Genomic DNA, 23,130 nt, shown 5'->3' with positions numbered 1-23,130 from the left:
TCACTCCGTCGTGTCGATCATCATGTGGCCGTGGTGGTGCATGGTGAGCCGGTGACCCGGCTCCAGCACCGTGACGGAGGCGGCTTCCTCGACGAGGGCCGGCCCTTTGACGCTCTGCCCCGCCTTCAGCGTCTCGCGCCGGTAGACCGGGACGCTGTGCGCTCCGCCGATGAACCAGACGGTGCGCTTCTCGTGCGGCTCGGGGGTCTCCGTGGACGCCTCCAGCACCGGCAGGTCGGGCTTCGGCGTCACGGCAATTGCTGTGACGGTGTAGTTGACGATCTCGATGATCTCGCCCGGCGTGGAGAAGCCGAAGCGGGCCTTGTGCGTGTCGTGGAACAGCGTCCACAGCCCCTCGAGACTGTCCTCGGAGAACCGGCCGATGGTGAGAGGCAGCTCGAGCTCGTAGTTCTGGCCGAGGTAGCGCATCTCCAGCGCCCGGTGCACCTCGATGCCGGTCTCGTAGCCCTGCGCCTTCAGTTCGGCGAGGCTTTCGGCGACCAGCTCGTCCATCACGGCATTGGCGCGGTGGACGTCGAAGCGCGTCGAGATCAGCTGCGTCGTGCGCTGCCTGTCGACCCGGGCGTTGGTCATGATGAAGCCATACGCCGAGAACTGGGCAGGATGGATCGGCACGATGGCGCGCGGGATGCCCATCTCGCGCATCAGCGCGCTCGCGTGCAGCGGCGTCGCGCCGCCGAAAGCGCACAGGGTGAAGTCGCGGGGATCGAGCCCGCGCTCGATCAGGACCGAGCGCAGCGCCCCCACCATGTTGTTGTCGACGATGCGCGAGATGGCGAGCGCGGTGTCCTCGACCGACTGGCCGAGCAGCGTCGCGACGTCGCCCACCGCCTTTCGGGCCGCCTCGACGTCGAGCGTCATGCGCCCGCCCAGGAAGTTCTGCGGATTGATGCGCCCGAGGAGCAGGTTGGCGTCCGTGACGGTCGCCTGCGTGCCGCCGCGGCCGTAGCAGGCGGGGCCGGGACGTGCGCCGGCGCTCTGCGGGCCGACCTGCAGCATGCCGCCCTTGTCGATCCAGGCGATGGAGCCGCCGCCGGCTCCGATCGTGCGAATGTCGATCATCGGCACCTGGATGGGCACGCCCCATTCGATTTCGAACGCGGTGGTGAAGCTCTCCTTGCGCCCGATCACGGTGGAGACGTCGGTTGACGTGCCGCCCATGTCGATGGTGACGAGGTGGTCGATGCCGAGCTGCTCGGTCACGTAGCGGCTGGCGATGACGCCTCCGGTGGGGCCCGACAGCACCATCTGCACCGGCGCATCCGCCGCCGCTTCGATCGTCATCTCCCCCCCGTTGGAGCGGATGATCACGGCGGGCGCCTTCAGGCCCGCATCGTCCAGGCGTCCGCGCATGGCGCGCAGCTGCTTGCTGACGACCGGCTTCAGGTAGGCGTCGGCGATCGTGGTCGAGGCGCGCTCATACTCCTTCCACTTCGGCAGCACGTCGTAGGAGATGGACAGCGCCTTCTCCGGCAGTTCCTCCGCCAGGATGTCGCGCACCCGGAACTCGTGGCCGGGGCTCAGGTAGGAAAAGAGCAGGCACACCGCGACGGCCTCGATCTCCGGGATCGCGCGGATCTCGGCCGCGATGCGGCGCACCTCGTCCTCGTCGAGCGCCTTGATGACGTGGCCGTAATTGTCCACGCGCTCGTCCAGCTCGAAGCAATGCCGGCGCTTGACCAGCGGCTTCGGCTTCACCCAGCTCATGTCGTAGTGGTACTTGCGGTTGCCGCGCTGGATGAAGGGCACGTCCCGGAAGCCCTTGGTCGTGACATAGGCGACCACGGCGCCCTTGCGCTCCAGGACCGCATTGGTGGCCACCGTGGTGCCGATGCGCAGATTGGCGAGCTTGTCGCGGGCGGGATGGCCGGCGAGGCCCGACAGGATGCCCGTCACCGGGTCCGTCGGCGTGGACAGTTCCTTCCAGACGTCGACCTTGCGGGTCGCGGGGTCGTAGGCGACGAAGTCGGTGAACGTGCCACCGACGTCGACGCCGAGAACGTGGCGCATGCTGCTCATGGCGGGACCCTGGACAAGAAGGAACGGGAAGGCGCGGGCAGGGCGGCCCGTGCCGCCCAGCGCCGTCAGGCCGAGGCGGGCAGGTCGGCGAGGACCCTGTCGAGGGCCGCACGCAGGCGCCGGCCGAGCTCGTCGATCTCGGCCTCGGTGATGATCAGCGGCGGCGCCATGACGAAGCAGCCGGCGAGCGGGCGGACGATAATGCCGTGCTCGAGGCCGGCTTCGTAGACCGCCTTGACGATGCCGCCCACCTTGAGGCTCGTCGCGGGGCCGGCCGGTCCGGCGCCGGGTTCGGCCACCTCCACCGCGCCCATCAGGCCGAACTTGCGGTTGCGCACGACCAGCGGGTGGTCGAGCAGACCGTCCAGCATCCGGTTCCAGTGCGGCATGATGCGCTTCACGTGGCCGAGGATGTCGCGCCTCTCGAAGACGTTCAGCACCTCGACGGCGACGGCCGCGGAGACCGAATGGCCATGATGCGTGCCGCCATGCGCGAACCAGCCCTTCTCCTCATTGCCCAAGTCGAGGCGGCGGTTCATCTCCTCGCCCATGACGATGCCGGCGATCGGCATGTAGGCACCGGTGATGCCCTTGGCGCAGGTGAGGCAGTCGGGCTCGATGCCCATCGCCTCGCTCGCCCACATCTCGCCCGAGCGGCCGAATCCGGTGACGACCTCGTCGCAGAAGAACTGGATGCCGTAGCGGCGCAGCACTGCCTGCACCTTCTGGAAGTACCCGCGCGGCGGCGGGAACATGCCCGACGACACGGAAACCGGCTCGGCGATCATCGCCCCGATCGTCTCAGGCCCCGCCTGCACGATCGCTTCCTCGAGCTCGACGACGAGCCGGTCGCAGAAGGCGTCCTCGCTCTCCCCGGGATGCGCGTCGTTGGGCCAGCTGGGGTGGCTGATCTGGACGGAGAAGCCCATCGGGATGCCGAAGCTGTTGTGCAGCTCGCTGCTGCCACCGAGTGCGGCGGTGGCGATGGTGGAGCCGTGGTAGCTCGCCTTGCGCGAGATCAGCTTGCGGCGGTCGGGCTCCCCGGCAAAGCCGTTGCCGTACCACATGAACTTGATCAGGTAGTCGTTCGCCTCGGAGCCCGTGGTGGCGAAGTAGATGCGCGGGTTCTTGACAGGCGAGATCGCCGCAAGCCGCTCCGTCAGCTCCATGATCGCCGGGACGGTGCGGTGGATGGCGCTGGGATAGACCGGCAGCGTGCGCAGCTGGCGCACCGCGGCCTCGATCAGGTCCTCGTCGCTGAAACCGAGCGAGGCGCAGTAGAAGCAGGACACCGCCTCGATATAGTCGCGGCCGGTTTCGTCGAAGACGAAGATCCCCTGGCCACGCTCGAATACGAGCGGCCGCTCCGACTTGAGCCGCCGAAGGTCGCTGAAGCCGAGCAGGACGGCCTCGTTGCGGTAGTTGCCTGACACGCGCAGGTTCATCGGCCGACCCTCCCCGATCGTTTTTCAAACGATAAAGGGGAGGGGAGGGCTGTCAATGGAGCCGCAAGCGCAGCGGCGGCGCGGCGGCGCATATCTGGTTTAGGCAAGAGGGGTGAGGCGATCCAAGCCACCGTCATCCCGTGCGCGCCGCAGCGCGAAGCGGTGCGGCGCAGACACGGGATCCAGGAACTCCGAAGCGTTGTGGGCCTGGATCCCGGCTCTCCGCTTCGCTTCGGCCGGGAAGACAGCACGCTTGCGCCTTGTGATCACCCCTCCTTCGCAGGCAGGTCGATTCCGGCCACCTTCGCGAACAGCCTCGCGACGGACGCATCGTCGTCGCGGCCCATGCCGGCCGCTGCAGTCATGAGGAACAGCTGCAGGGCGGAGGACGCGACCGGGACCGGGAAGGTGTTGGACCGGGCCATGTCGGCGATGATGCCGAGGTCCTTGGTGAAGATGTCAACGGCGCTGCGCGGGGAGTAATCCCCTTCGAGCACGTGTGGGATGCGGTTCTCAAACATCCAGGAATTGCCCGCCGAAGCGGTGATCACCTCGTAGACCTTGCCGATGTCGAGCCCGAGGCGGGCGGCAAAGGTTATCGCCTCGCAGGCGGCGGCGATGTGCACGCCGGCCAGGAGCTGGTTGACCATCTTGAAGGCCGCGCCGGTGCCCGGCTCCGGCCCGAGCTCGTAGAGGCGGGCCGCCATGGCGTCGAGCGCCGGGCGGGCGGCGGCGAAGGCCGCATCGGATCCGGAGGCGAGGATGGTGAGCGCGCCTTCGGCGGCGCGCTGCGCGCCGCCGCTGATGGGAGCGTCGAGGTAGTGCAGGCCCTTTGCCTCTACCGCCGCCGCGAGCTCCTTCGCCTTGTCCGGGCTCATGGTGGGGCTGCAGATCACCACCGCGCCGGGTTTCGCCTTGCCGAGCGCGCCGTGTTCGCCCAGCAGCGATTGCCGCGCCTGGTCGGCGTTGACGACCACGACGACGATCGCGTCCGCCCCCTCGGCCGCCGCTTCCGGGCTCGCGGCGGGCACCGCCGTGGGAAAGTCCGCCGTGAAGCGGGCGACGCTGTCGGCGCGGACGTCGTAGGCCCGCACCCGGTGGCCGGCGCGGGCCAGCGCCCCTGCCATGCCTGAGCCCATCGAGCCGAGGCCGAGGACGGCGACCTCCAGTGTCTTCGTCGCCTCGCCCGCTCCGCTCATGCGCCTGCTCCCTGTGGTTGTGTCGCCTGCTTGCCGGAATGGTGGAGCGAATCCGCGACTGCGCAAGTGGCGCGCCGCGCATGGCTGCCCCGGCGAGTGTCACCTGGGCGCGGGGGAGCGCGTCTGAAGACGCGCGGTCCACCGTCTGGAGCGCGGGTCTTCAGACCCGCTCTTGTTCCAACGCGCTCATGACGCGCGGTCCGGGAAGCGGCACGCCCTTGCCCGACTGGTATAATGAGTTCATAAGCACATCAGTGCCGGGGCACTCTGACGAAAGGACTCCACCATGACTGCGATCGCGCTCTTCGGGGCCGGCGGCAAGATGGGCTATCGGCTCGCCACCAACCTGCGCGGCTCGCGTTTCGAGGTGCGCCACGTCGAGGCGGCCGAAGCCGGGCGCCAGCGCCTGAAAGAGGGTCTCGGCTTCGAATGCCTGCCGGTAGAGCAGGCGCTGGATGGCGCCGACGTCGTGGTTCTCGCGGTGCCTGACACGGTCATCGGCAAGGTCGCCACCTCGATCGAGAAGCACCTGAAGCCCGGCACGATGCTCGTCATCTTGGACGCTGCCGCCCCCTTTGCCGGCCACCTGCCGGATCGCAAGGACCTGACCTACTTCGTCACCCATCCCTGTCATCCGCCAATCTTCAACGACGAGACGGACCCGGTCGCCAAGAAGGACCATTTCGGCGGCGTGGCGGCCAAGCAGCACATCGTCAGCGCGCTCATGCAGGGGCCCGAGAGCGCCTATCCGCTCGGCGAGGAGATCGCCAAGGTGATCTGGGCGCCGGTCATGCGCTCGCACCGCGTCACCGTGGAGCAGATGGCGCTGCTGGAGCCCGGACTGTCCGAGACCGTCTGCGCCACGCTCCTCGTCGTCATGCGCGAGGCCATGGACGAGGTCGTCGCCCGCGGCGTGCCGCGCGAGGCGGCGCGCGACTTCCTGCTCGGCCACATGAACGTGCTTGGCGCCGTGATCTTCGGCGAGGTCCAGGGCGTGTTCTCCGACGCCTGCAACAAGGCCATCGAGTTCGGCAAGCCGGTGCTGATGAAGGACGACTGGAAGAAAGTCTTCGAGCCCCAGGAGATCGCCGACAGCATCAGGCGGATCACCTGAACCGGGCTTGCACTGAAACGACGCATGGGAGGATCGGATGAGCGTGCTGCGCGGCGCGGTGATCGGGTGCGGCTTCTTCGCCGTGAACCAGCTGAACGCCTGGGCGGAGATCGAGGGTGCCGAGATCGTCGCCATCTGCGACCGGGACCCCGCCCGCCTCGCCCTCGTCGGGGACCAGTTCGGGATTACGGCCCGCTACACGGATGCCCGCGAGCTCCTCGCGGCCGGAGGCCTCGACTTCGTCGACATCGCCACGACGGTGCAGAGCCACCGGCATCTGGTGGAGCTCGCGGCGGCGCATCGGGTGCCGGTCATCTGCCAGAAGCCATTCGCATCCTCGATGGGCGATGCAAGGTCGATGGTCGCGTCCTGCGAATCTGTCGGCATGCCCCTGATGGTGCACGAGAACTTCCGCTGGCAGTCGCCCATACGCGCCGTGAAGCGCGAGCTCGATGGCGGCGCGATCGGCGAGCCGTTCTGGGGCCGGGTGACGTTTCGTTCCGCCTACGACGTATTCAGCGGCCAGCCCTATCTCGCCGAGGGCGAGCGCTTCATCGTCGAGGACCTCGGCATCCATGTGCTCGACATCGCCCGCTACCTCCTCGGCGACGTCCGCACGGTCACGAGCCGGCTGCGCCGTGTGAACCCCCGCATTAAGGGGGAGGATGTCGCCACCATGCTGCTCGACCACGAGAACGGCGCCACCACCGTCGTGGACTGCAGCTACGCCACGAAGCTGGAAACGGAGCTCTTCCCCCAGAGCCTGGTCGAGATCGACGGCACGGAGGGCACCATCCGCCTCACTGCCGGCTACCAGCTCACGGTGACGAACGGGGAGGGCACGCGCCACCTCGACGTGGAGCCACAGGTACCTGCCTGGGGCGGGAAGCCCTGGCACGTCATCCAGGACAGTGTGCGGGCCATCCAGCAGCACTGGATCGACTGCCTGCGCGAGGGCCGCGAGCCCGATACCTCCGGCCGCGACAACGTCAAGACGCTCGCTTTGGTGGAAGCCGCCTATCTCGGTGACAAGGCCCGCATGCCTGTCCACACCGACGAGGTGTGACGGCCCGGAGCGCGGGTCTTCAGACCCGCCGTTCCGACACATCGGTCGCAAGAGCGTCTGCAGGCGAGCGGTCCGGAGCTAGCCCTGGTGCGCGTAGAGCGCGGCGGAGCGATCCAGGTGGGCTGCCATGGCCTGCGCTGCGGCCTCGGGTTCGTGGGCGGCGACGTGGGTGACGATGCGCTCGTGCTCGGCCAGCGTAAAGTTCTCCTTGCCCGACCAGATCAGCATCTCCGTATGGTACTGGCGCAGCCAGGAGAGCATGGCCTCGCTCACCGCCTCGAAGATCGGATTTCCGGACATGGCGGCGAGCTTCGTGTGGAAGCGCATGTCGGCGCTCATGAAGGCGTCGGCGTTTCCCAGGCTGGCGCGCTGGCGCTCGAGCATCTCGCGCAGCACTTCCGTGTCGGCCTGCGTCGCGTTTCGCGCTGCTTCCCGCGCCATCTCCGTTTCGAAGAAGCGCCGCGCCGCCTTGAGATGCTCCAGCGACGCCGGCGAGGTGGACAGCATGATCTGCGCCGCCGTCTCCACCTGCTTCATCAGCGACCGGGCGGTCAGCTCCCGCACGCGGGCGCGCTCGCCATGCGAGATGGTGATGAGGCCAAGATTGGCGAGCGACTGCATGGCCTCGCGGATCGGCAGGCGGCCGACGCCGAACCGCTGCATCAGCTCGCGCTCAGAAGGAAGCGTGTCACCCGGCTGCAGTTCGCCGCCGGTGATGAGAGCTTTCAGACGGTCGAAGATCTCGTCGGCCAGCTTGCGCCGGACGATGCGTTCCGATGCCTCGATCATGGCGCGTCTCCCGCCGCCGGCGCTCGATTGCAATCGCAGGTCGGACGATTTACTCATCATACCAGTTGGGCGTCAACGCCGCCGCGGCCTTCGCCGTGGCCAGGTGCAAGCGGGTGCCATGTCGGACGAGCTGGTCAGGATCACGTACCGGATCGAGACGGCGGGCGATCCGAGGAGACTGGCGGACAAGATCGCCAGCGACCAGTCGACCGGAACGTTCGTTCCCGTCCCGGGCGAGACTCCCGAGCTGAAGGCGCGGGTTGCCGCGCGGGTGCTCTCAGTGACCGCGCTGGAGCCGCTGGCGTCGCCCTCCTTTCCGCAGTCGGGAGCACCGGCGGGAACGCCGTTCAACCGCGCCGACGCGGAGATCGGCTTCCCCATCGAGGCGGTCGGCACCGATCTCGCCGCCCTGATGACGATCTGCATCGGCGGCGCCTATTCAATCGCCGGCCTCTCCGGCATCCGTATCGTCGGGCTGAAGCTGCCGCAGACCTTCGCCGGTGCGCATCCCGGGCCGCAGTTCGGGACGGAGGGCACGCGCCGGCTGACCGGCGTACAGGGCCGGCCCGTCATCGGCACCATCGTCAAGCCGGCGCTTGGTCTTCGTCCTGACGAGACGGCGGCGCTCGTGGGTGAGCTCGTCGAGGCCGACGTCGACTTCGTCAAGGATGACGAGAAGCTGATGAGCCCGGCCTATTCGCCGCTGTCCAGGCGGGTCGAGGCGATCATGCCGCGCGTTCTCGACCGCGAGCAGCGCACCGGGCGCAAGACGATGATCGCTTTCGGCATCTCGCACGCGGATCCGGACGAGATGATGCGCAACCACGACGCCGTGGTCGCGGCAGGCGGCAATGCCGCCGTGGTCAATATCAACTCCATCGGCTTTGGCGGCATGGCCTTCCTGCGCAAGCGCTCGCAACTCGTGCTGCACGCACATCGCAATGGCTGGGACATCCTGACCCGCCATCCCGGGCTGGGCATGGACTTCTCCGTCTACCAGCAGTTCTGGCGCCTGCTGGGGGTCGACCAGTTCCAGATCAACGGCATCGGCGCGAAATACTGGGAGCCGGACGAGAGTTTCGTGCGCTCCTTTGCGGACGTGACGACGCCGATCTTCACGCCCGCTGACTGCGCCATGCCGGTCGTCTGCTCCGGCCAGTGGGGCGGGCAGGCGCCGGAGACCTATGCCCGCACGGGGCAAACGCTGGACCTTCTCTACCTTTGCGGAGGCGGCATCGTCAGCCATCCCGGCGGGCCGGCCGCCGGTGTCCGCGCCGTGCGGCAGGCGTGGGAGGCGGCTGTCGCGGGCATTGCGCTCGACGCCTATGCTCGCGAGCATCCGGAACTCGCCCAATCGCTCGAAAAATTCTCCGGGGGCAGCAGCGCATGACACGCCGCCTGATGGCCGGCACCGGCTGGAAGATGAACATGACGGCGGCGGGGACCGGGGCCTATGCCGCCGCGCTGGCCCCCCTCCTGGCGTCCTCCGACGTTTCTGGGATCGACCTCTTCGTTCTGCCGCCCTTCACCTCGTTGCACGCGGCACGGGAGGCCTTCGCGGGATCTCCGGTCCGCTACGGGGGCCAGAACATGCATTGGGACGAGGAGGGCGCCTGGACCGGCGAGATCTCCGCGCCGATGCTGGTCGAAGCCGGCTGCACCTACGTCGAGCTCGCCCATTCCGAGCGGCTCTACCATTTCGGCGAGACCTACGACCTTGTGCGCAGGAAGCTCAACACCGCGCTGGCACATGGTCTCACCCCCATCCTGTGCCTCGGCGAGGTCGGCGCCGAGCGCGACGAGGGAAGGGCCGACGATGTGCTGGCCTGGCAGGTGCAGACCGCGCTGGCCAACCAGCCACCGGGCCGCGTCGTGGACGTCGTGCTCGCCTACGAGCCGCGCTGGGCCATCGGTGCAGCCGATGCCGCTTCGCCCGACTATGTCGCCGAGCGCCACGCCGGGCTTCGTGCGCTCGTGTCGCGCATGGCGGGCGAAGAGGCCGCCGCCCGGACACGCATCCTCTATGGGGGGTCGGTGAACCAGCAGAACGGGCCTGGTCTCGTCGCGCTGCCCGACGTGGACGGGCTCTTCGTCGGCCGCGCCGCTTGGACCGCCGCAGGCTTTGCCGAGATTGCCCGGATCGTCGCCGAGGCTGCCCGCCGCAAGGCTGCGTGATGGCCGACCTGCTCCTGTCCTATTACGGCGACGATCTCACCGGCTCGACCGACGTCATGGAGGCGTTGTCCTCGGGCGGAGTGCCGACCGTGCTCTTCATGCGCGAGCCGTCTCCGGACGAATTGGCCCGCCTCGAGGGCGTGCGCGCCATCGGGCTTGCGGGCACGAGCCGAAGCGAGAGCCCGGCCTGGATGGACGAGCACCTCATGCGCGCCTTGTCCTGGCTGAAGGCGCAGGGAGCGGTGTTCTGCCACTACAAGGTCTGCTCGACCTTCGATTCCAGCCCCACGGTCGGCAGCATCGGGCGCGCCATCGACATCGGTGCGCAGGTCTTCGCGCAGGACTGCGTGCCGCTGGTGGTGGGCGCCCCGGCCCTGAAGCGATGGACAGCGTTCGGGCAACTCTTCGCCGGCTTCCGGGGCGAGGTGTTCCGCATCGACCGGCACCCGGTGATGAGCGTCCACCCCGTTACGCCGATGGACGAGGCGGATTTGCGCATCCACCTGTCCCGGCAGACGGCACGAACCATCGGCCTGGTCGACCTGCCCTCGCTCGGCGGGCGCGATCCCGACGGCGCTGTCGATGCCGCGCTGGCGGGCAAGCCGGGCGTGCTGCTGTTCGACGTCGCCGATCTCGGCTCGCAACGGCAGGCCGGACGGCAGCTCTGGCGCACGCGGCTCCCGCAAGGCACGTTCGTGGCCGGTTCGTCGGGCATCGAATACGCGCTGCTCGACGCCTGGGCCGAGGAGGGCATCGCGTCCGGCACCGCCTCTTTCCCGGCACCCGGCCCGGTGGACCGCATCGCGGTGGTGTCGGGCAGCTGCTCGCCCACGACCGAGCGACAGATCCACCATGCCGCCCGGGACGGCTTTGACGCCGTGGCCCTCGACCCGCGCCTCCTTGCCGCCGGTGGGCCGGAGGGCGAGGAAGCCCGCAGGGGCATCGCCGCTGGCCTTGCCGCGCTCTCGGCCGGGCGCAGCATCGTGCTCTACACCGCGCTGGGGCCCACGACGGATATGGGAGCCGAGATCGACCGGGATCCCGGAGCGCGGCACGCCATCGGCCGCGCGCTCGGCAGAATCCAGCGCCGGCTCGTCGAGGAGCAGGGGTTGCGCCGCGCCGTGATCGCCGGAGGCGATACGTCAAGCCACGCGCTGCGCCAGCTCGACGTGTTCGCGCTGACGACGCTGCTGCCGCTGCCCGATACACCGGGCTCGCCGCTCTGCCGGTGTTCCAGTTCCAACCCCGCTTTCGACGGGCTGCAGATCGCCCTGAAGGGCGGGCAGGTTGGAGGCGACGACTACTTTTCGCGGATCCGCGAGGGACGGGGGTAGGCCTGCCGGCGATTCCGGCCGGCCCCGCTGACAAACGCTTCTGCCGCCCCACATGGTCGGAATGGCCGCGCCCTTGGCCGCAGGAGCATCCGCATGCCACCGAGCCCCTTCCGCCTTGCCGCAGCCGCGGCATTCCTCGCCCTGCTCGCGCTGGTCTCCAGGCCGGCGGCTGCCGAGAGCGTCGATCTCGAACTCGTCTTCGCCGCCGACGGCTCGGGGTCGATCGACGACGACGAACTGCGTCTGCAGAGGCGCGGATGGGCTGAGGCGCTCGCCAGCCGTGAGGTGCTCGACGCCGTGCGCGCCGGGCCGCTGGGAGCGATCGCCGTGGCGTTCATGGAGTGGGGAGGTCCGCAGTCCCAGGTGCTCATCGTCGACTGGCACATCGTCCGCGACGAGCCCAGCGCCCGCGCATTCGGCGACAAGCTGCTCGCTGCGCCCCGTGGCGCCGTCGGGTGGAACTCGATCTCCAACGCCGTCGACTTCTCCGTCCGCCTTGCAGACGGCAATGCCATAGAGGGGACGCGCAAGGTGATCGACGTGTCGGGCGACGGGCCCAACATTGGCGGCCGGCCCATGGCGGAGGCGCGGGAAGAGGCGGTTGCGAAAGGCTTCACGATCAATGCGCTCGCCATCAGGCGCCCGGGCGGGCGGCCCGGCGGGCCCGGAGGGCAGAGCCTTGAGGACTACTACCGCGAGCAGGTGATCGGTGGGCCGGGAGCTTTCGTGGAGATCGCCGACGCGGAAAAGCCATTCGCGATGGCGGCGCGTCGCAAGCTGCTCAGCGAGGTCGCGGCGGTGCCGCCACCGGTGTCCGTCGCGGAGCGGTGACGCTCAGGGGCGCCCGCGTGCCCCGGTGCGGCGCTCGGCCGCGATCCGGTCGAGGTCGAGGAGGGCGGCCTCGATCTCATGGGTCATGTCGATGCTGAAGAGGTCGACGACGAGGAGCTCGTCCAGCAGGTCCTGACAAGGCACCGGCAGATCGCCCGTATGGCTTGCAGCAGCAGCTTCGAGCGCGATCTGGAGGGCCGCATTGCGGCTGGCCAGTCGCCAGCGCTGCTCGTTGGAATTCTTCGCCTTCATCGGATGTCTCCGCCGTGTCCAGAACAGTTGATCGGACCGGGTGTGTATACAATCGGTATGAGTACGCACTCGCGTCATCCCGGATGGTGGAACTGGTCCGCCGCCCATGCATTCCCGTCCCTCCAGTCCAGCAACCGGGGAGACCGGCATGAAGTCCCAGTTTATAGCCGGCGCCATCGTGGCGCTGCTCGCCGCAGGCGTTCCCGCCATGGCCCAGGGGATCGAATTCGGCCCCGGTGGGGTCCGGATCGACCGGGGTGACGAGGATGGCCGCTACCGTGACCGCAGCGACGCCGTGAGCCGGGGCGAGGCCGTCCGAATCGCCCGCGAGGAGGGGCTGCGTGACGTCGACGACGTGTCGCGCCGCGGTTGGCGGTGGATCGTGGACGGCAGCGACCGTCGCGGCCGCGACATCCGGGTGACCGTCGACGCCCGCTCCGGCAACGTCCTCGACGTCGAGCGCTTCTGACCCGCGCCGTGGCAGGCGCACTGCGCGAGCAATCCAATGAACCGGCCGGGCCGCGCAGGCCCGGGCGCCTGTCGCGCGTGCTGCGCCTACTCGCCCGGCCGGTGCGCCGTGCGCAGGGCGGGGAGGGCGGCATCGTGCTCGAGCCCTATCGCGGCTACGGCACGCGGCAGGAGGTTTTCCTGATCGGCCGCGCCTTCCGGCAGTCCACGGCCGACGGACCTGAGGGCGGCCTTGCGGGAGAGCTGCGCGATATCGCTCGAAGGTTGGTACGCCGGCCCGTTCGGGAAGCGCCAGTGACGGCGAGGATGGCCGGCGCGGAAGTGGCGACCCGGACCGACCGCGACGGCTATTTCCGGATCCGCCTCGCGCCGCGCGACGACCTCCCGGCGGATCGCTGCTGGCACGAGATGGAGGTCGTGCTGCACGACCCCGCCACTCCTGACTTGCCTGTGGTGAAGGCGGAGGGCGAGGTGTTCGTGCCACCTCCCGATGCGAGCTTCGTCGTCATCAGCGACATCGACGACACCGTGGTGAAAACCGGCGTCGCCAACACGCTTGCCATGCTCTGGCGCCTGTTCGTGCTCGACGCCGATGAGCGCACCGCCTTTCCCGGCGCGGCCGCGCTTTACCGCGCCCTGCACCGCGGCGACGACGGGCGTGACCGCAACCCGTTGCTTTACGTCTCCCGTGCGCCCTGGGGCACCTATGACGTGCTCGAGGAGTTCTTCCGGCTGAACGACATCCCGGTCGGTCCCATCCTGTTCCTGCGCGAATGGGGGGTGAGCTGGACATGGCCGTTCCCGCGCCGGGCGGAGAGCCACAAGCGCGACCTGATCGCCCACATGCTGGAAATCTATCGCGACCTGCCCTTCGTCCTCATCGGCGACAGCGGGCAGCACGATCCCGAGATCTACCGCTGCGTCGTCGAGGAAAATCCCGGCCGGGTGCTCGCCGTCTACATCCGCAACGTATCTCGGGACCGCGCGAGGCTGGCCGAGATCGAGGCCCTGGCCGCAGTCGTCGCGAAGGCTGGAAGCTCCTTTATGCTGGCCGCCGACAGCGCCGCGATCGCGTCTCACGCCCAGGGGTTGGGGCTCATGCCTGCCGCCGCGGCGGAGACGGTGCGGGAGGCTTCGCTCGCCGAGGGCGGGAGAGGGCGCTCGCGCATCCGCAAGCTGGCGCGCGGCACCGCCCGCGCCACCGCCAAGGCCGTCGAGCGGGGCGGCCTGGGGCCACTGGTGGGTCGCCCGGGAACGCCGCCCCGCAACGTGCTGGTCGAGCCGGAGAAGCGCGAGGATCCTTAGGCGGAGCGCGCGTCTTTGGACGCGCTTCCAGGAAAGGCCAAGGGCGGGTCTGGAGACCCGCGCTCCAGAGTTGCGTGGCCGCTCAGAGCCGCTTGCCGGTCGCCTTGTCGAAGAGGTGGACGCTGGCGAGGTCGGGGGCGAGGTGGATGGTGTCGCCGGGCTTCAGCTGCACGCGCTCGCGGAAGACGCCGGTGATCTCCTGCCCGGCCAGGCGGGCGATGACCTGCGTCTCCGAGCCGGTCGGCTCGATCACGGCAACCTGCACGGGGATGCCGTGCTCGGAAATCGAGAAATGCTCGGGGCGGATGCCGTAGACCGCCGCCTTGCCGGCCCAGCCGTCGGGAACACGGGCGAGCGGCAGCTTGGTCCCGTCGTTGCTGGTGAAGGCGGGGCCGCCGTCGGAGGCGCCGATAATGCCCTCGATCATGTTCATCGCGGGCGAGCCGATGAAGCTGGCGACGAAGAGGTTCGCCGGGCGGTCGTAGAGCTCCAGCGGCGGGCCGGCCTGCTCGACGTGGCCGTCATGCATGACGACGATCTTGTCGGCCATGGTCATGGCCTCGATCTGGTCGTGCGTGACGTAGACGGTCGTGGTCTTCAGGCGCTGGTGCAGTTCCTTGATCTCGGTGCGCATCTGCACGCGCAGCTTGGCGTCGAGGTTGGAGAGCGGCTCGTCGAAGAGGAAGACCTGGGGATCGCGCACGATGGCGCGGCCCATGGCGACACGCTGGCGCTGGCCGCCGGAGAGCTGTCGCGGCAGGCGCTCCAGGAGGGGCTTGAGCGCCAGGATCTCGGCGGCGCGGTTCACCTTGGTCTGGATCTCGTCCTTGCTCGCGCCCTTGAGCTTGAGGGAGAACGCCATGTTCTCGGCGACCGTCATGTGCGGGTAGAGGGCGTAGTTCTGGAACACCATGGCGATGTCGCGGGCCTTGGGCGGCAGGTCGTTCACGACCCGGCCGCCGATGCGAATCTCGCCGTCCGAGATCTGCTCCAGCCCCGCCACCATGCGCAGCAGCGTCGACTTCCCGCAGCCGGACGGCCCCACGAGAATCACGAACTCGCCGTCGCTGACGTCCACGGACACGCCGCCGATGACCTGGACGGACCCGAAGGACTTCTTGACGTTGCGAATTTCAACCGACGCCATCGCGACCTGCTCCCTATCGGCGCGGTAGGCCTTGCCCCGCGCCTCCCTGTTTCGCCCGTCCCGCCATCGCGCGGCCGCTCGCCGGCCGTCGCGTGCCCGTTCCTGCCGCAAGCATCACCGAAACCGGGCGCTCGGCAAGTGCGGCGGTGTGCAAAGTTGCGTTCGATCCGTCCGCCCGTTCCGCGTGCGGCTCACCAGCAGGTGAACCCGCCATCGGCGAGCACGATCGAGCCGGTCATCAGGCTCGACGCATCGGAGGCGAGGAAGTGCACGACGGACGCGATCTCGTGCGGCTGCCCGAGCCGGCCCATCGGCGTGTCCCTGAGCCATCCCGGGACGAGCTCGTCGGCGTTCTCCAGGGTCTGCAGCAGCGGCGTCTCGATATAGGTCGGTGCCACCGCGTTGACGCGCACGCCGAGGGCGCCCCACTCGGCCGCCAGCGACTTGGTGAGGTGGTGCACGGCGGCCTTCGACGCGTTGTAGTACGCCTGCTTCTGGGGCCGGTTGACGATGAAGCCGGACATCGAGCCGATGTTGACGATCGAGCCTCGCCCGGCCTTCAGCATGTGGCCGCCGAATTCGCGGCAGCACCAGAACACGCCGTTCAGGTTGACGTCGTTGACGTGCAGCCAGAGCTCGTCCGGTGTCTCCTCGCCGCCCTTGCCGCTGCGCGCGATGCCGGCATTGTTGACGACGGCGTCGATGCGCCCGTGCTTGGCGACGACCTCGTCGGCGACACGCTTCACGGCCGCCGGATCCGTCACGTCGAGCTCGACGACGTGAACGGCGTGGCCCGCCTTGCGCATCTCGTCCTGGCCCGCGGCTGCGACGTCGCGGTCGAAGTCGGCGATGATGGTGGTCGCCCCTGCTTCGGCGAGCGCCTGCACGCAGGCGAGCCCGATGCCGCGACCGCCGCCGGTGACCAGCGCAACGCGGCCATCCATCCGCAACTTCTCCAGGAACATGCGTACCTCCCGTCTTTTCTGATTTGGCGCACCGTGTCACCGCGAAGGCGGAGGGTCAATGGCACATGCCACAGGGGTCTGACATTCGCCAAACGCTCGGCTGAATGGGGCATTCCGGGCGTGCAGCGTTGCACCCTTGAGCGTGGCCGGCTTGCCGTATACCTGTTCAACGTGTTGGCCCGCTGGAGGTGGCATGGCGTTCGTCTCGGGCATCGTCGCGAGCTTCCTCGTCGCCTTCCCCGCGCTCATCTCCATCGTCAATCCGTTCGGCGGGGCGCTCATCTACAGCCAGATCACGGCAAGCCGGCAGCATTCGGAGCGCGTGACCCTGGCCTGGCGCATCGCGCTCTACGCCACCATCGTCATGCTGGCCTCGCTCCTCATCGGCGCGACACTGATGAGCTTCTTCGGGGTCAGCATCGAGGCCCTGCGCGTGGCGGGCGGGGCGGTGGTCGCCGCCAGTGCCTGGACGATGCTCACCGCGCCCCAGGTCAACGAGGACCGCAAGCAGGAGCAGGCCAGCTACGCGGGTCACGACGACGGCGGCGATGTCGCCTTCTTCCCGCTCACCATGCCGTTCACGACAGGTCCCGGCACCATCTCGGTCGCCATAGCGCTCAGCGCGAACAGGCCGGCGGAAGCGGTCGAGGTCGCGGCTTACTTCGTCGGAATGTCAGCTGCGGCGGCGGCCGTCGCCGTGTCGGTCGGCCTGTGCTACGCATCGGCCGACCGGGTGACCGACTGGCTGGGCCCAGCGAGAGCGCGCGTGTTCGCCCGCCTCTCGGCCTTCCTGCTGCTGTGCATCGGCACGCAGATCCTGATCACCGGACTGCAGGGCGTTCTGGCCGCCGCGCTCGTGCGCAACGGCTGAGTCGCCCCACCAGCTCACTGAAGAGGCGCGGGCTTGCAGTCGTGGACCTTGCCGTCGAGGCCGCGGTAGGTGCCGCTCTCGGCGTTATAGGACTTGAAGGTCGTGCAGATCAGCCCGCCCTTGGCCGTCTTCACCTTCTTCGGCTTCTCCGGCGCTGGTGCAGCCGTAGGCTGATCCGCGGGATCGCTGAGAGCGCCAGTGGCCGGCAGAGCAGCCGGTGTATCGGGCTCCGCGTCGGCCGTCATCTCGTCGGGCGGAAGGGCCGGTTCAGGCGCCGCAGCCGCCTGGGCTGGGGCAGCAGCCGGGGCCGCGGCTGCGGGCTGTTCGGGAGCGGTTCCAGTTGCCGCGACGCTCGCGGCCGGCAGCGGCGACGAAGCAGGTGCCGTCGCATGCTGCTCGGCTGTTGCCGCCTGCGGCGCCGGCGCGGCTGTCTGCACGGCATCCATTGCGGGCTTGAAGACCGGCGCGGGTTCGGCCGGAGGCGTCGGCGTGGCCGCAATGGCCTCGCCAGGTCGCAAGTCGGCCTGCAGACCGGCGCCACCCTTCGGACGCCCGAACTCCATCACCGCATAGAGACCACCGGTGATCACCGCAGCCGCGATGACCAGCCTGAGCAATGTCTTGAACCCCAGCATTGTGTCCCCTTACGCTGCGTTTCTTCCCTCCCGGGCGTTCCGCCGCTGTGTCCCGGTTAACGCCGAAATTCGGCCTAAAGCTGTCCATCGCTCGATTTCTCGTGGCGCATGTATGGTCCAGTCCGGATCACGGATGGAGCCAGTTTGCGCCACGCAGGCTTCTGGACGCCCCGGGCCTTCGCGTCCAGCATCGGACCGGATACCCTCCGGGGCAAGCGTTACGAACAGTGATCGGGCAATTCGATGCGCACCTCCCGCGTTGTTCAGGTGGTCGGGTGCCATGCGGAGGGCGAGGTCGGCGACGTGATCGTGGGGGGCGTGGCGCCTCCACCCGGCGACACGGTCTGGGAGCAGTCCCGCTTCATTGCCTCTGACGGAGCGCTGCGCAACTTCGTGCTCAATGAGCCGCGGGGTGGAGTGTTCCGGCACGTCAACCTGCTGGTGCCGCCGAAGGACCCGCGTGCGGCGGCGGGCTTCATCATCATGGAGCCGGCCGACACGCCGCCCATGTCCGGCTCCAATTCCATATGCGTCGCGACGGTGCTGCTCGACACCGGCATCGTGCCGATGACGGAGCCGGAGACGCGGTTCTTCATGGAAGCGCCGGGGGGGCTCGTCGCGGTCGCAGCCGAGTGCCGGGACGGCAAGGCGCATCGTGTCACCGTGCGCAACGTGCCCTCCTTCGCCGACAGGCTGGCTGCATCCCTGGAAGTGCCGGGGCTGGGCACGCTGACGGTGGACACGGCCTATGGCGGCGACAGTTTCGTCATCGCCGATGCCCATGACCTCGGCTTCGCGCTGACGGCCGACGAGGCGCGCGACCTCGCCGAGACCGGGATGCGCATCACCTCGGCCGCCAACGAGCAGCTGGGATTCCAGCATCCCGAACTCGCAGGGTGGGACCACATCTCGTTCTGTCAGATCGCCGCACCGGTGGTGATCGAGGACGGCATCGCGACCGGACTGAACGCGGTCGCCATTCGTCCGGGCAAGATCGACCGCTCGCCGACCGGCACCGGCTGCTCGGCCCGCATGGCGGTGCTGCATGCGCGCGGCGTGCTCAAGGTCGGCGACGTCTTCGTCGGGCGCTCGATCATCGGGTCCGAGTTCCGCTGCCGCATCGAGGAAGAGACCACCGTCGCCGGGCGCAGCGCGATCCTGCCGTCCGTCACGGGCCGGGCGTGGATCACGGGGACGATGCAATGGATGCTGGACCCTGACGATCCCTGGCCCTCGGGCTACCGGCTGTCCGACACCTGGCCGAGCCTCGGCCAATGATGCGCCGGGCCGGCGCGGGAGACGTCGCGCCTGCGCCGTCCTGACCAGGCGGGCTGGCGGCTCGACCCGTCCGCAAAGTCACTCCTGACGGATGCGCCTCGACACCGCTATGGTCCTGCCAAGCGGCCGCCCGAGCCGTTCGGGAGGAACCGCGATGATCGCCCAGCAGGACGCACGCGAGAGGCTGCGCGGCATCGCGCTCCTCGTCCTCTCGTCCTGCCTCTTCGGCTGCGTCGACGGGCTCAGCAAGATCCTGTCCGACCACCAGTCGGTGGCGCAGATCGTCTGGGCGCGATACGCGCTCGCCCTGCCGGTGCTCTTCGCCACCACGGCACCTCGCCAGTGGACCAGCCTCTTCCGCACCGGGCGCCCGGGCCTTCAGGTGCTGCGCGGGCTGGCGCCGCTCGTCATCAGCAGCACGATGGTGCTGGCGGTGCGCAACCTTCCCCTCGCGGAGGCGACGGTGATCCTGTTCGCGGGGCCGTTTCTCGTCGTGGCGCTGTCGGGTCCCATGCTGGGCGAGAAGGTGCCGGTGGCGAGCTGGATCGGCGTCGTCGTCGGGTTCCTCGCCGTGCTGATCGTCGCGCGCCCCGGCTTCGGCACATTGTCGGTCGCCGTCGTCTATCCGCTGATTGCCGCCGTGTTCTACGCCCTGTTCCAGATCTTCACCCGCAAGCTCGCCGCCGGGGGCGAGACGCCGTCGGGGACGCTCGCCTGGACGCTGGCGGTGGGTGTCGCGATCTCGACGCCCTTCGTGATCTGGACGTGGGAGCCGCTCGATGCGGCCCATACCTGGCTGATGCTTGGGCTCGGCCTCGTCTTCGGCATCGCACAGGTCCTCATGATCCGCGCCTTCGGGCTGGCGCCGGCGGGAGTTCTGGCGCCCTTCACCTACGCGCAGATCATCGCCGCGACGGTGTTCGGAGTGCTCGTTTTCGGGGCCGTGCCGGACCTCTGGACGCTGCTCGGGATCGTCATGATCATCGCCGCGGGCGTCTACGTGGTGCGCAGCCGCGGAGACTGATGTTTCGCGAGCGGTCCTTGTCGGAACCACGCAGCCGCGAGCGTCCTTTGCAGGGGAGGAGCCGGCCATGCTGTACGCCCTGCTGTGCTACGATTGCGAAGACGTTGCCATGAGCTGCGAGGAAAACGGATCGGTCATGGAGCGGATCGGCCGCGTGACGGAGGCCCTGGCATCCGCCGGGCGGCTCGGGCCCACGGCTCGCCTCCTGCCCACGACCGCTGCCACGACCCTTCGCAAGGGGCGCGAGGCCACCGTCATCGACGGCCCCTATGCCGAGACCAAGGAGCAGCTGCTGGGCTTCTTCCTGGTCGACTGCGCCGGGCTCGAAGAGGCCATCGCCACCGCGCGCGAGCTCGCCGAAGCCGGCGGCGGTGCAGGTGCATTCGAGATCAGGCCGGTGGCCTTCGCGCAGCCCGGGACCTTGCCGCGGTGACCGCCTCGGCCTGGATCGAGGCGGCGCTGGTTGCCGCGCGGCCGCAGGCGGTTGGCGCGCTGATGCGCTACTTCCGCGACCTCGACACGGCCGAGGAGGCCTACCAGGACGCCTGCCTGCGCGCCCTGAGAACCTGGCCCGAGAACGGGCCGCCGCGCGATCCAGCGGCGTGGCTCATCTTCGTCGGGCGCAACGCGGCGCTCGACAGGTCCCGCAAGCTGGCGCGGCAGCAGCCGCTGCCGCCGGAAGAGACGATCTCCGACACCGGCGACGCGGAGACGGACATGGCCGAGCGGCTGGATGATTCCCACTACCGCGACGACGTCCTGCGCCTGCTCTTCATCTGTTGTCATCCCGACCTGCCGCCGCCGCAGCAGATCGCCCTCGCGCTGCGGGTGGTCAGCGGCCTGTCGGTCCGCCAGATCGCGCGAGCCTTCCTGGTGAGCGAGGCCGCGATGGAACAGCGCATCACGCGCGCCAAGGCCAGGATCGCGCAGGCCGACGTCGCGTTCGAGACGCCCGGTCCGGTGGAGCGCTCTGAACGCCTGGGCGTGGTGGCGGCGATGCTCTACCTCGTCTTCAACCAGGGCTATTCCGCACCCGATCCCGACGGCGCGCGCGCCCCGCTCTGCGACGAGGCGATCCGTCTCGCCCGCCTGCTGCTGCGCCTGTTCAAGACGGAACCGGAGATCATGGGTCTCCTGGCGCTGATGCTGCTGCAGCATGCCCGCACCCGAGCCCGTTTCGACGCCTCCGGGCAGATCGTGCTGCTGGACAACCAGGACCGGACGCTCTGGTACCGCCGGATGATCGCGGAGGGGCTGGCTCTCGTGGACAAGGCCATGCGGCACCGCCGGCCCGGCACCTATCAGGTCCAGGCCGCCATAGCGGCGCTGCATGCGCGCGCCGCGACGCCTGCGGAGACCGACTGGACGGAGATCGAGCTTCTCTACGCGCTGCTGGAGCAGCTGCAGCCCTCGCCGGTCGTGACGCTGAACCGGGCGGTTGCCGTGGGGAAGGTGCGGGGGCCGCAGGCTGCCCTCGACCTGATAGACCCCCTCGCGGGCCGGCTCTCCGCCTATTTCCAGTTCCAGGGTGCCCGCGGGGCCTTTCTTTCCCAGCTCGGACGGACGGAGGAGGCCCGCATTGCCTTCGACCGCGCCATCGCGCTGGCCGGCACGCCGGCCGAGGCCGCCCATATCCGGCGGCATCTCGACCAGCTCGCCCCCTGAGATGAAGCGGACCTGCCGTGTCCATCCGCGCGTTTCCGGGCGGCGCGGGCAAGGCTAGTGTGGCGACCCCGCACGGAGTCTCCTCATGCACAGCCTGCCTGCCGGACCGCTCGACCAGGAGGCCTTTGCTCCGTTTGGCTCCGTGATCGAGGCGGCGGGGATATCCCGCCGCGTCAATGAGGGCAGGGGTCTTCGCACCGATGTCCCGGCGTCCCTCGTGCACAGCACGGGCGCGGCCTCGCCGTCGCTCGCCTTCTACGAGATCGCGCCGTCGCACTGGCCGGTGTCGCTCGCCCTCGTCGAGCGGCACCCGCTGACCTCGCAGATGTTCGTCTCCGTGGACGGGGGGGACTTCCTCGTCGCGGTCGCCCCGCTGGCCGGCGACGGCGGGCCGGACATGGAGCGCGCACGCGCTTTCATCGCCCGCCCGGGCAGCGGCATCGTCTATGCGCCGGGCGTATGGCACCTGCCGCTCGTCGCTCTGGAGCGCCCGGGACGTTTCCTGATGATGATGTGGGAGACCGGCACGGAGCGCGACTGCGAGGAGCGCACGCTGTCCCGGCCGCTGATGGTCGTGCCGGACGGCCACGGCTCGGCGGCGCCGCGGCCCATGGCGGACCCGCTTCCCCGGCCGTAGTCAGGCCGCTCCGCGGGTCGCCTCGGGCTGGAGTCCGCGGTTCAGCCGCCACATGGTGAAGTTGAGGATGCCGGCGAAGGTCACCCAGCAGAGGTAGGGCACGAGAAGCCACGCGGCGCCGGGCTCGACCGCGTGAAAGCTCACGATGGTCGCGAGGATGGCAATCCAGAGCAGGCACAGTTCAGCGAAGGCGAGGTCCATCCGCTTCAGGCTGAAGAAGATGCCCGACCACGCCGCGTTCAGCACGAGCTGGATCCCGTATATGGTGAGGGGAAGGGCGGCGCCCTCCCAGCCCGCCTTGCGCCAGACGAGCCATCCGGCGACGGCGATGGTGCCGTAGAGGATCGTCCAGGCCGGAGCGAAGAGCCAGTTCGGCGGACGCCACGACGGCTTCCGCAGTCCTTCGTACCACCGGCCGGGCGGGAACAGGACCCCGCTCAGGGCCGCGGCCACGCAGACCCCCACGAAGATCCAGAGTCCGAACCAGGAATCGTCCATTGCGATGTCCCCACCGATGCGTGCGGCCAGTGTGACCGTTCCCGGCCCGACAGGCCAGCGCCCAGAGATCGCAGGAGAAGCGCGTGCCCACACCGGGGGGCGTTTCGGGTCCTGGTAATTGACTTAATTCATGCCAAGCCGGGATGGCTGCGGCCGATGTTTCATTCGGAAGCTGAACCCGTTAGGCCCACGGCACAATCCCGGCACGGGCAATGTTAAGTTTACATTAGGTTTGGACTGCAAGTCTGCGGGTCATTAAAATTTGAGTCCAAACTCGCATATAGTTTAATGATCTGTTCGATCCGTACAGTTTGTCTCGAATGTGGCACGCGTTTGAGCGAAATCAGCGTTGACTGTCGTGCATAACTCGTCACTTGCGTTCATTTATATTT

Annotated in this window: 23 protein-coding genes; 14 read left to right on the top strand and 9 right to left on the bottom strand. The window is 68.9% G+C overall.

The window, feature by feature from the left end:
• From AC5JCN_RS10295 to ltnD, 3 genes are all read right to left on the bottom strand, one after another.
• Positions 1-2,040 (bottom strand): hydantoinase/oxoprolinase family protein, encoded by a 2,040-nt coding sequence (locus AC5JCN_RS10295; RefSeq protein WP_495754931.1) that lies wholly within the window; start codon positions 2,038-2,040, stop codon positions 1-3.
• Positions 2,041-2,105: 65 nt separating this feature from the next.
• Positions 2,106-3,485, bottom strand: a complete 1,380-nt coding sequence (locus AC5JCN_RS10290) for an aminotransferase class III-fold pyridoxal phosphate-dependent enzyme (protein ID WP_495754930.1) — start codon at positions 3,483-3,485, stop codon at positions 2,106-2,108.
• Positions 3,486-3,751: 266 nt separating this feature from the next.
• Positions 3,752-4,684 (bottom strand): L-threonate dehydrogenase, encoded by a 933-nt coding sequence (gene ltnD, locus AC5JCN_RS10285; RefSeq protein ID WP_495754929.1) that lies wholly within the window; start codon positions 4,682-4,684, stop codon positions 3,752-3,754.
• A 286-nt stretch (positions 4,685-4,970) separates the two neighbouring features.
• On the opposite strand from ltnD, the gene AC5JCN_RS10280 reads away from it, so the two are divergent.
• Positions 4,971-5,798 (top strand): phosphogluconate dehydrogenase C-terminal domain-containing protein, encoded by an 828-nt coding sequence (locus AC5JCN_RS10280; protein ID WP_495754928.1) that lies wholly within the window; start codon positions 4,971-4,973, stop codon positions 5,796-5,798.
• Between the two features lie 37 nt (positions 5,799-5,835).
• Entirely contained in the window at positions 5,836-6,864 is a 1,029-nt protein-coding gene (locus AC5JCN_RS10275; RefSeq protein ID WP_495754927.1) for a Gfo/Idh/MocA family protein, read from the top strand.
• 78 nt (positions 6,865-6,942) lie between these two features.
• On the opposite strand, the gene AC5JCN_RS10270 is transcribed toward AC5JCN_RS10275, so the two are convergent.
• Entirely contained in the window at positions 6,943-7,653 is a 711-nt protein-coding gene (locus AC5JCN_RS10270; RefSeq protein ID WP_495754926.1) for a transcriptional regulator NanR, read from the bottom strand.
• A 130-nt stretch (positions 7,654-7,783) separates the two neighbouring features.
• On the opposite strand from AC5JCN_RS10270, the gene oiaX reads away from it, so the two are divergent.
• The 4 genes from oiaX (at position 7,784) to AC5JCN_RS10250 (ending at position 11,993) form a co-directional block, all read left to right on the top strand.
• Complete coding sequence (gene oiaX, locus AC5JCN_RS10265; RefSeq protein ID WP_495754968.1) at positions 7,784-9,043, top strand: 3-oxo-isoapionate-4-phosphate decarboxylase OiaX; 1,260 nt, start codon at positions 7,784-7,786, stop codon at positions 9,041-9,043.
• Positions 9,040-9,828 carry a triose-phosphate isomerase family protein gene (locus AC5JCN_RS10260; protein ID WP_495754925.1) on the top strand — a complete coding sequence of 263 codons (789 nt, stop codon included), beginning with the start codon at positions 9,040-9,042 and terminating at the stop codon, positions 9,826-9,828. The genes oiaX and AC5JCN_RS10260 overlap by 4 nt, the downstream gene beginning before the upstream one ends.
• Positions 9,828-11,162, top strand: coding sequence for a four-carbon acid sugar kinase family protein (locus AC5JCN_RS10255; protein ID WP_495754924.1), 1,335 nt, complete (start codon positions 9,828-9,830; stop codon positions 11,160-11,162). Before AC5JCN_RS10260 ends, AC5JCN_RS10255 begins: the two co-directional genes overlap by 1 nt.
• 93 nt (positions 11,163-11,255) lie before the next feature.
• Positions 11,256-11,993, top strand: coding sequence for a DUF1194 domain-containing protein (locus tag AC5JCN_RS10250; protein WP_495754923.1), 738 nt, complete (start codon positions 11,256-11,258; stop codon positions 11,991-11,993).
• A gap of 3 nt (positions 11,994-11,996) precedes the next feature.
• Here the strand turns inward: AC5JCN_RS10250 and AC5JCN_RS10245 are convergent, their stop codons facing one another.
• Positions 11,997-12,245, bottom strand: a complete 249-nt coding sequence (locus AC5JCN_RS10245; protein WP_495754922.1) for a hypothetical protein — start codon at positions 12,243-12,245, stop codon at positions 11,997-11,999.
• A 148-nt stretch (positions 12,246-12,393) separates the two neighbouring features.
• Between AC5JCN_RS10245 and AC5JCN_RS10240 the strand changes: the two genes are divergently transcribed.
• Entirely contained in the window at positions 12,394-12,714 is a 321-nt protein-coding gene (locus AC5JCN_RS10240; RefSeq protein WP_495754921.1) for a PepSY domain-containing protein, read from the top strand.
• An 8-nt stretch (positions 12,715-12,722) separates the two neighbouring features.
• Positions 12,723-14,018, top strand: a complete 1,296-nt coding sequence (locus AC5JCN_RS10235; protein ID WP_495754920.1) for an App1 family protein phosphatidate phosphatase — start codon at positions 12,723-12,725, stop codon at positions 14,016-14,018.
• A gap of 82 nt (positions 14,019-14,100) precedes the next feature.
• Here the strand turns inward: AC5JCN_RS10235 and AC5JCN_RS10230 are convergent, their stop codons facing one another.
• Positions 14,101-15,165, bottom strand: coding sequence for an ABC transporter ATP-binding protein (locus tag AC5JCN_RS10230; protein WP_495754919.1), 1,065 nt, complete (start codon positions 15,163-15,165; stop codon positions 14,101-14,103).
• Positions 15,166-15,356: 191 nt separating this feature from the next.
• Positions 15,357-16,130, bottom strand: coding sequence for an SDR family NAD(P)-dependent oxidoreductase (locus AC5JCN_RS10225; protein ID WP_495754918.1), 774 nt, complete (start codon positions 16,128-16,130; stop codon positions 15,357-15,359).
• Positions 16,131-16,323: 193 nt separating this feature from the next.
• Between AC5JCN_RS10225 and AC5JCN_RS10220 the strand changes: the two genes are divergently transcribed.
• Positions 16,324-17,001 carry a MarC family protein gene (locus AC5JCN_RS10220; RefSeq protein WP_495754917.1) on the top strand — a complete coding sequence of 226 codons (678 nt, stop codon included), beginning with the start codon at positions 16,324-16,326 and terminating at the stop codon, positions 16,999-17,001.
• 14 nt (positions 17,002-17,015) lie between these two features.
• On the opposite strand, the gene AC5JCN_RS10215 is transcribed toward AC5JCN_RS10220, so the two are convergent.
• Positions 17,016-17,636, bottom strand: a complete 621-nt coding sequence (locus tag AC5JCN_RS10215) for a hypothetical protein (protein WP_495754916.1) — start codon at positions 17,634-17,636, stop codon at positions 17,016-17,018.
• Between the two features lie 243 nt (positions 17,637-17,879).
• Between AC5JCN_RS10215 and AC5JCN_RS10210 the strand changes: the two genes are divergently transcribed.
• The 5 genes from AC5JCN_RS10210 to AC5JCN_RS10190 all read left to right on the top strand — a co-directional run bounded on the left by AC5JCN_RS10210 (position 17,880) and on the right by AC5JCN_RS10190 (position 22,240).
• Positions 17,880-18,914: a trans-3-hydroxy-L-proline dehydratase gene (locus AC5JCN_RS10210; RefSeq protein WP_495754915.1), complete on the top strand. Its 1,035-nt coding sequence runs from the start codon at positions 17,880-17,882 to the stop codon at positions 18,912-18,914.
• A 154-nt stretch (positions 18,915-19,068) separates the two neighbouring features.
• Positions 19,069-19,938, top strand: a complete 870-nt coding sequence (locus AC5JCN_RS10205; RefSeq protein WP_495754914.1) for a DMT family transporter — start codon at positions 19,069-19,071, stop codon at positions 19,936-19,938.
• Positions 19,939-20,005: 67 nt separating this feature from the next.
• A complete protein-coding gene (locus AC5JCN_RS10200) occupies positions 20,006-20,371 on the top strand; it encodes a YciI family protein (protein WP_495754913.1) in 366 nt (121 codons plus the stop codon).
• A complete protein-coding gene (locus AC5JCN_RS10195) occupies positions 20,368-21,603 on the top strand; it encodes an RNA polymerase sigma factor (protein WP_495754912.1) in 1,236 nt (411 codons plus the stop codon). The genes AC5JCN_RS10200 and AC5JCN_RS10195 overlap by 4 nt, the downstream gene beginning before the upstream one ends.
• A gap of 85 nt (positions 21,604-21,688) precedes the next feature.
• A complete protein-coding gene (locus AC5JCN_RS10190) occupies positions 21,689-22,240 on the top strand; it encodes an ureidoglycolate lyase (RefSeq protein ID WP_495754911.1) in 552 nt (183 codons plus the stop codon).
• On the opposite strand, the gene AC5JCN_RS10185 is transcribed toward AC5JCN_RS10190, so the two are convergent.
• On the bottom strand, positions 22,241-22,738 hold the full coding sequence (locus tag AC5JCN_RS10185; protein WP_495754910.1) for a TspO/MBR family protein: 498 nt from the start codon (positions 22,736-22,738) through the stop codon (positions 22,241-22,243). It abuts the gene before it with no gap.
• Between the last annotated feature and the right edge of the window lie 392 nt (positions 22,739-23,130).

The organism is Alsobacter sp. (genome assembly GCF_059501845.1).
Note: the sequence above shows the minus strand (reverse complement) of the source record. Positions and strands in the feature narration are given on the sequence as shown.

Bases quoted from the DNA above. Each gene is read 5' to 3' on its own strand.
- AC5JCN_RS10295 (WP_495754931.1), bottom strand. From the start codon at position 2,040: ATGAGCAGCATGCGCCACGTTCTCGGCGTCGACGTCGGTGGCACGTTC.
- AC5JCN_RS10290 (WP_495754930.1), bottom strand. From the start codon at position 3,485: ATGAACCTGCGCGTGTCAGGCAACTACCGCAACGAGGCCGTCCTGCTC.
- ltnD (WP_495754929.1), bottom strand. From the start codon at position 4,684: ATGAGCGGAGCGGGCGAGGCGACGAAGACACTGGAGGTCGCCGTCCTC.
- AC5JCN_RS10280 (WP_495754928.1), top strand. From the start codon at position 4,971: ATGACTGCGATCGCGCTCTTCGGGGCCGGCGGCAAGATGGGCTATCGG.
- AC5JCN_RS10275 (WP_495754927.1), top strand. From the start codon at position 5,836: ATGAGCGTGCTGCGCGGCGCGGTGATCGGGTGCGGCTTCTTCGCCGTG.
- AC5JCN_RS10270 (WP_495754926.1), bottom strand. From the start codon at position 7,653: ATGATCGAGGCATCGGAACGCATCGTCCGGCGCAAGCTGGCCGACGAG.
- AC5JCN_RS10260 (WP_495754925.1), top strand. From the start codon at position 9,040: ATGACACGCCGCCTGATGGCCGGCACCGGCTGGAAGATGAACATGACG.
- AC5JCN_RS10255 (WP_495754924.1), top strand. From the start codon at position 9,828: ATGGCCGACCTGCTCCTGTCCTATTACGGCGACGATCTCACCGGCTCG.
- AC5JCN_RS10250 (WP_495754923.1), top strand. From the start codon at position 11,256: ATGCCACCGAGCCCCTTCCGCCTTGCCGCAGCCGCGGCATTCCTCGCC.
- AC5JCN_RS10245 (WP_495754922.1), bottom strand. From the start codon at position 12,245: ATGAAGGCGAAGAATTCCAACGAGCAGCGCTGGCGACTGGCCAGCCGC.
- AC5JCN_RS10240 (WP_495754921.1), top strand. From the start codon at position 12,394: ATGAAGTCCCAGTTTATAGCCGGCGCCATCGTGGCGCTGCTCGCCGCA.
- AC5JCN_RS10230 (WP_495754919.1), bottom strand. From the start codon at position 15,165: ATGGCGTCGGTTGAAATTCGCAACGTCAAGAAGTCCTTCGGGTCCGTC.
- AC5JCN_RS10225 (WP_495754918.1), bottom strand. From the start codon at position 16,130: ATGTTCCTGGAGAAGTTGCGGATGGATGGCCGCGTTGCGCTGGTCACC.
- AC5JCN_RS10220 (WP_495754917.1), top strand. From the start codon at position 16,324: ATGGCGTTCGTCTCGGGCATCGTCGCGAGCTTCCTCGTCGCCTTCCCC.
- AC5JCN_RS10215 (WP_495754916.1), bottom strand. From the start codon at position 17,636: ATGCTGGGGTTCAAGACATTGCTCAGGCTGGTCATCGCGGCTGCGGTG.
- AC5JCN_RS10210 (WP_495754915.1), top strand. From the start codon at position 17,880: ATGCGCACCTCCCGCGTTGTTCAGGTGGTCGGGTGCCATGCGGAGGGC.
- AC5JCN_RS10205 (WP_495754914.1), top strand. From the start codon at position 19,069: ATGATCGCCCAGCAGGACGCACGCGAGAGGCTGCGCGGCATCGCGCTC.
- AC5JCN_RS10200 (WP_495754913.1), top strand. From the start codon at position 20,006: ATGCTGTACGCCCTGCTGTGCTACGATTGCGAAGACGTTGCCATGAGC.
- AC5JCN_RS10190 (WP_495754911.1), top strand. From the start codon at position 21,689: ATGCACAGCCTGCCTGCCGGACCGCTCGACCAGGAGGCCTTTGCTCCG.
- AC5JCN_RS10185 (WP_495754910.1), bottom strand. From the start codon at position 22,738: ATGGACGATTCCTGGTTCGGACTCTGGATCTTCGTGGGGGTCTGCGTG.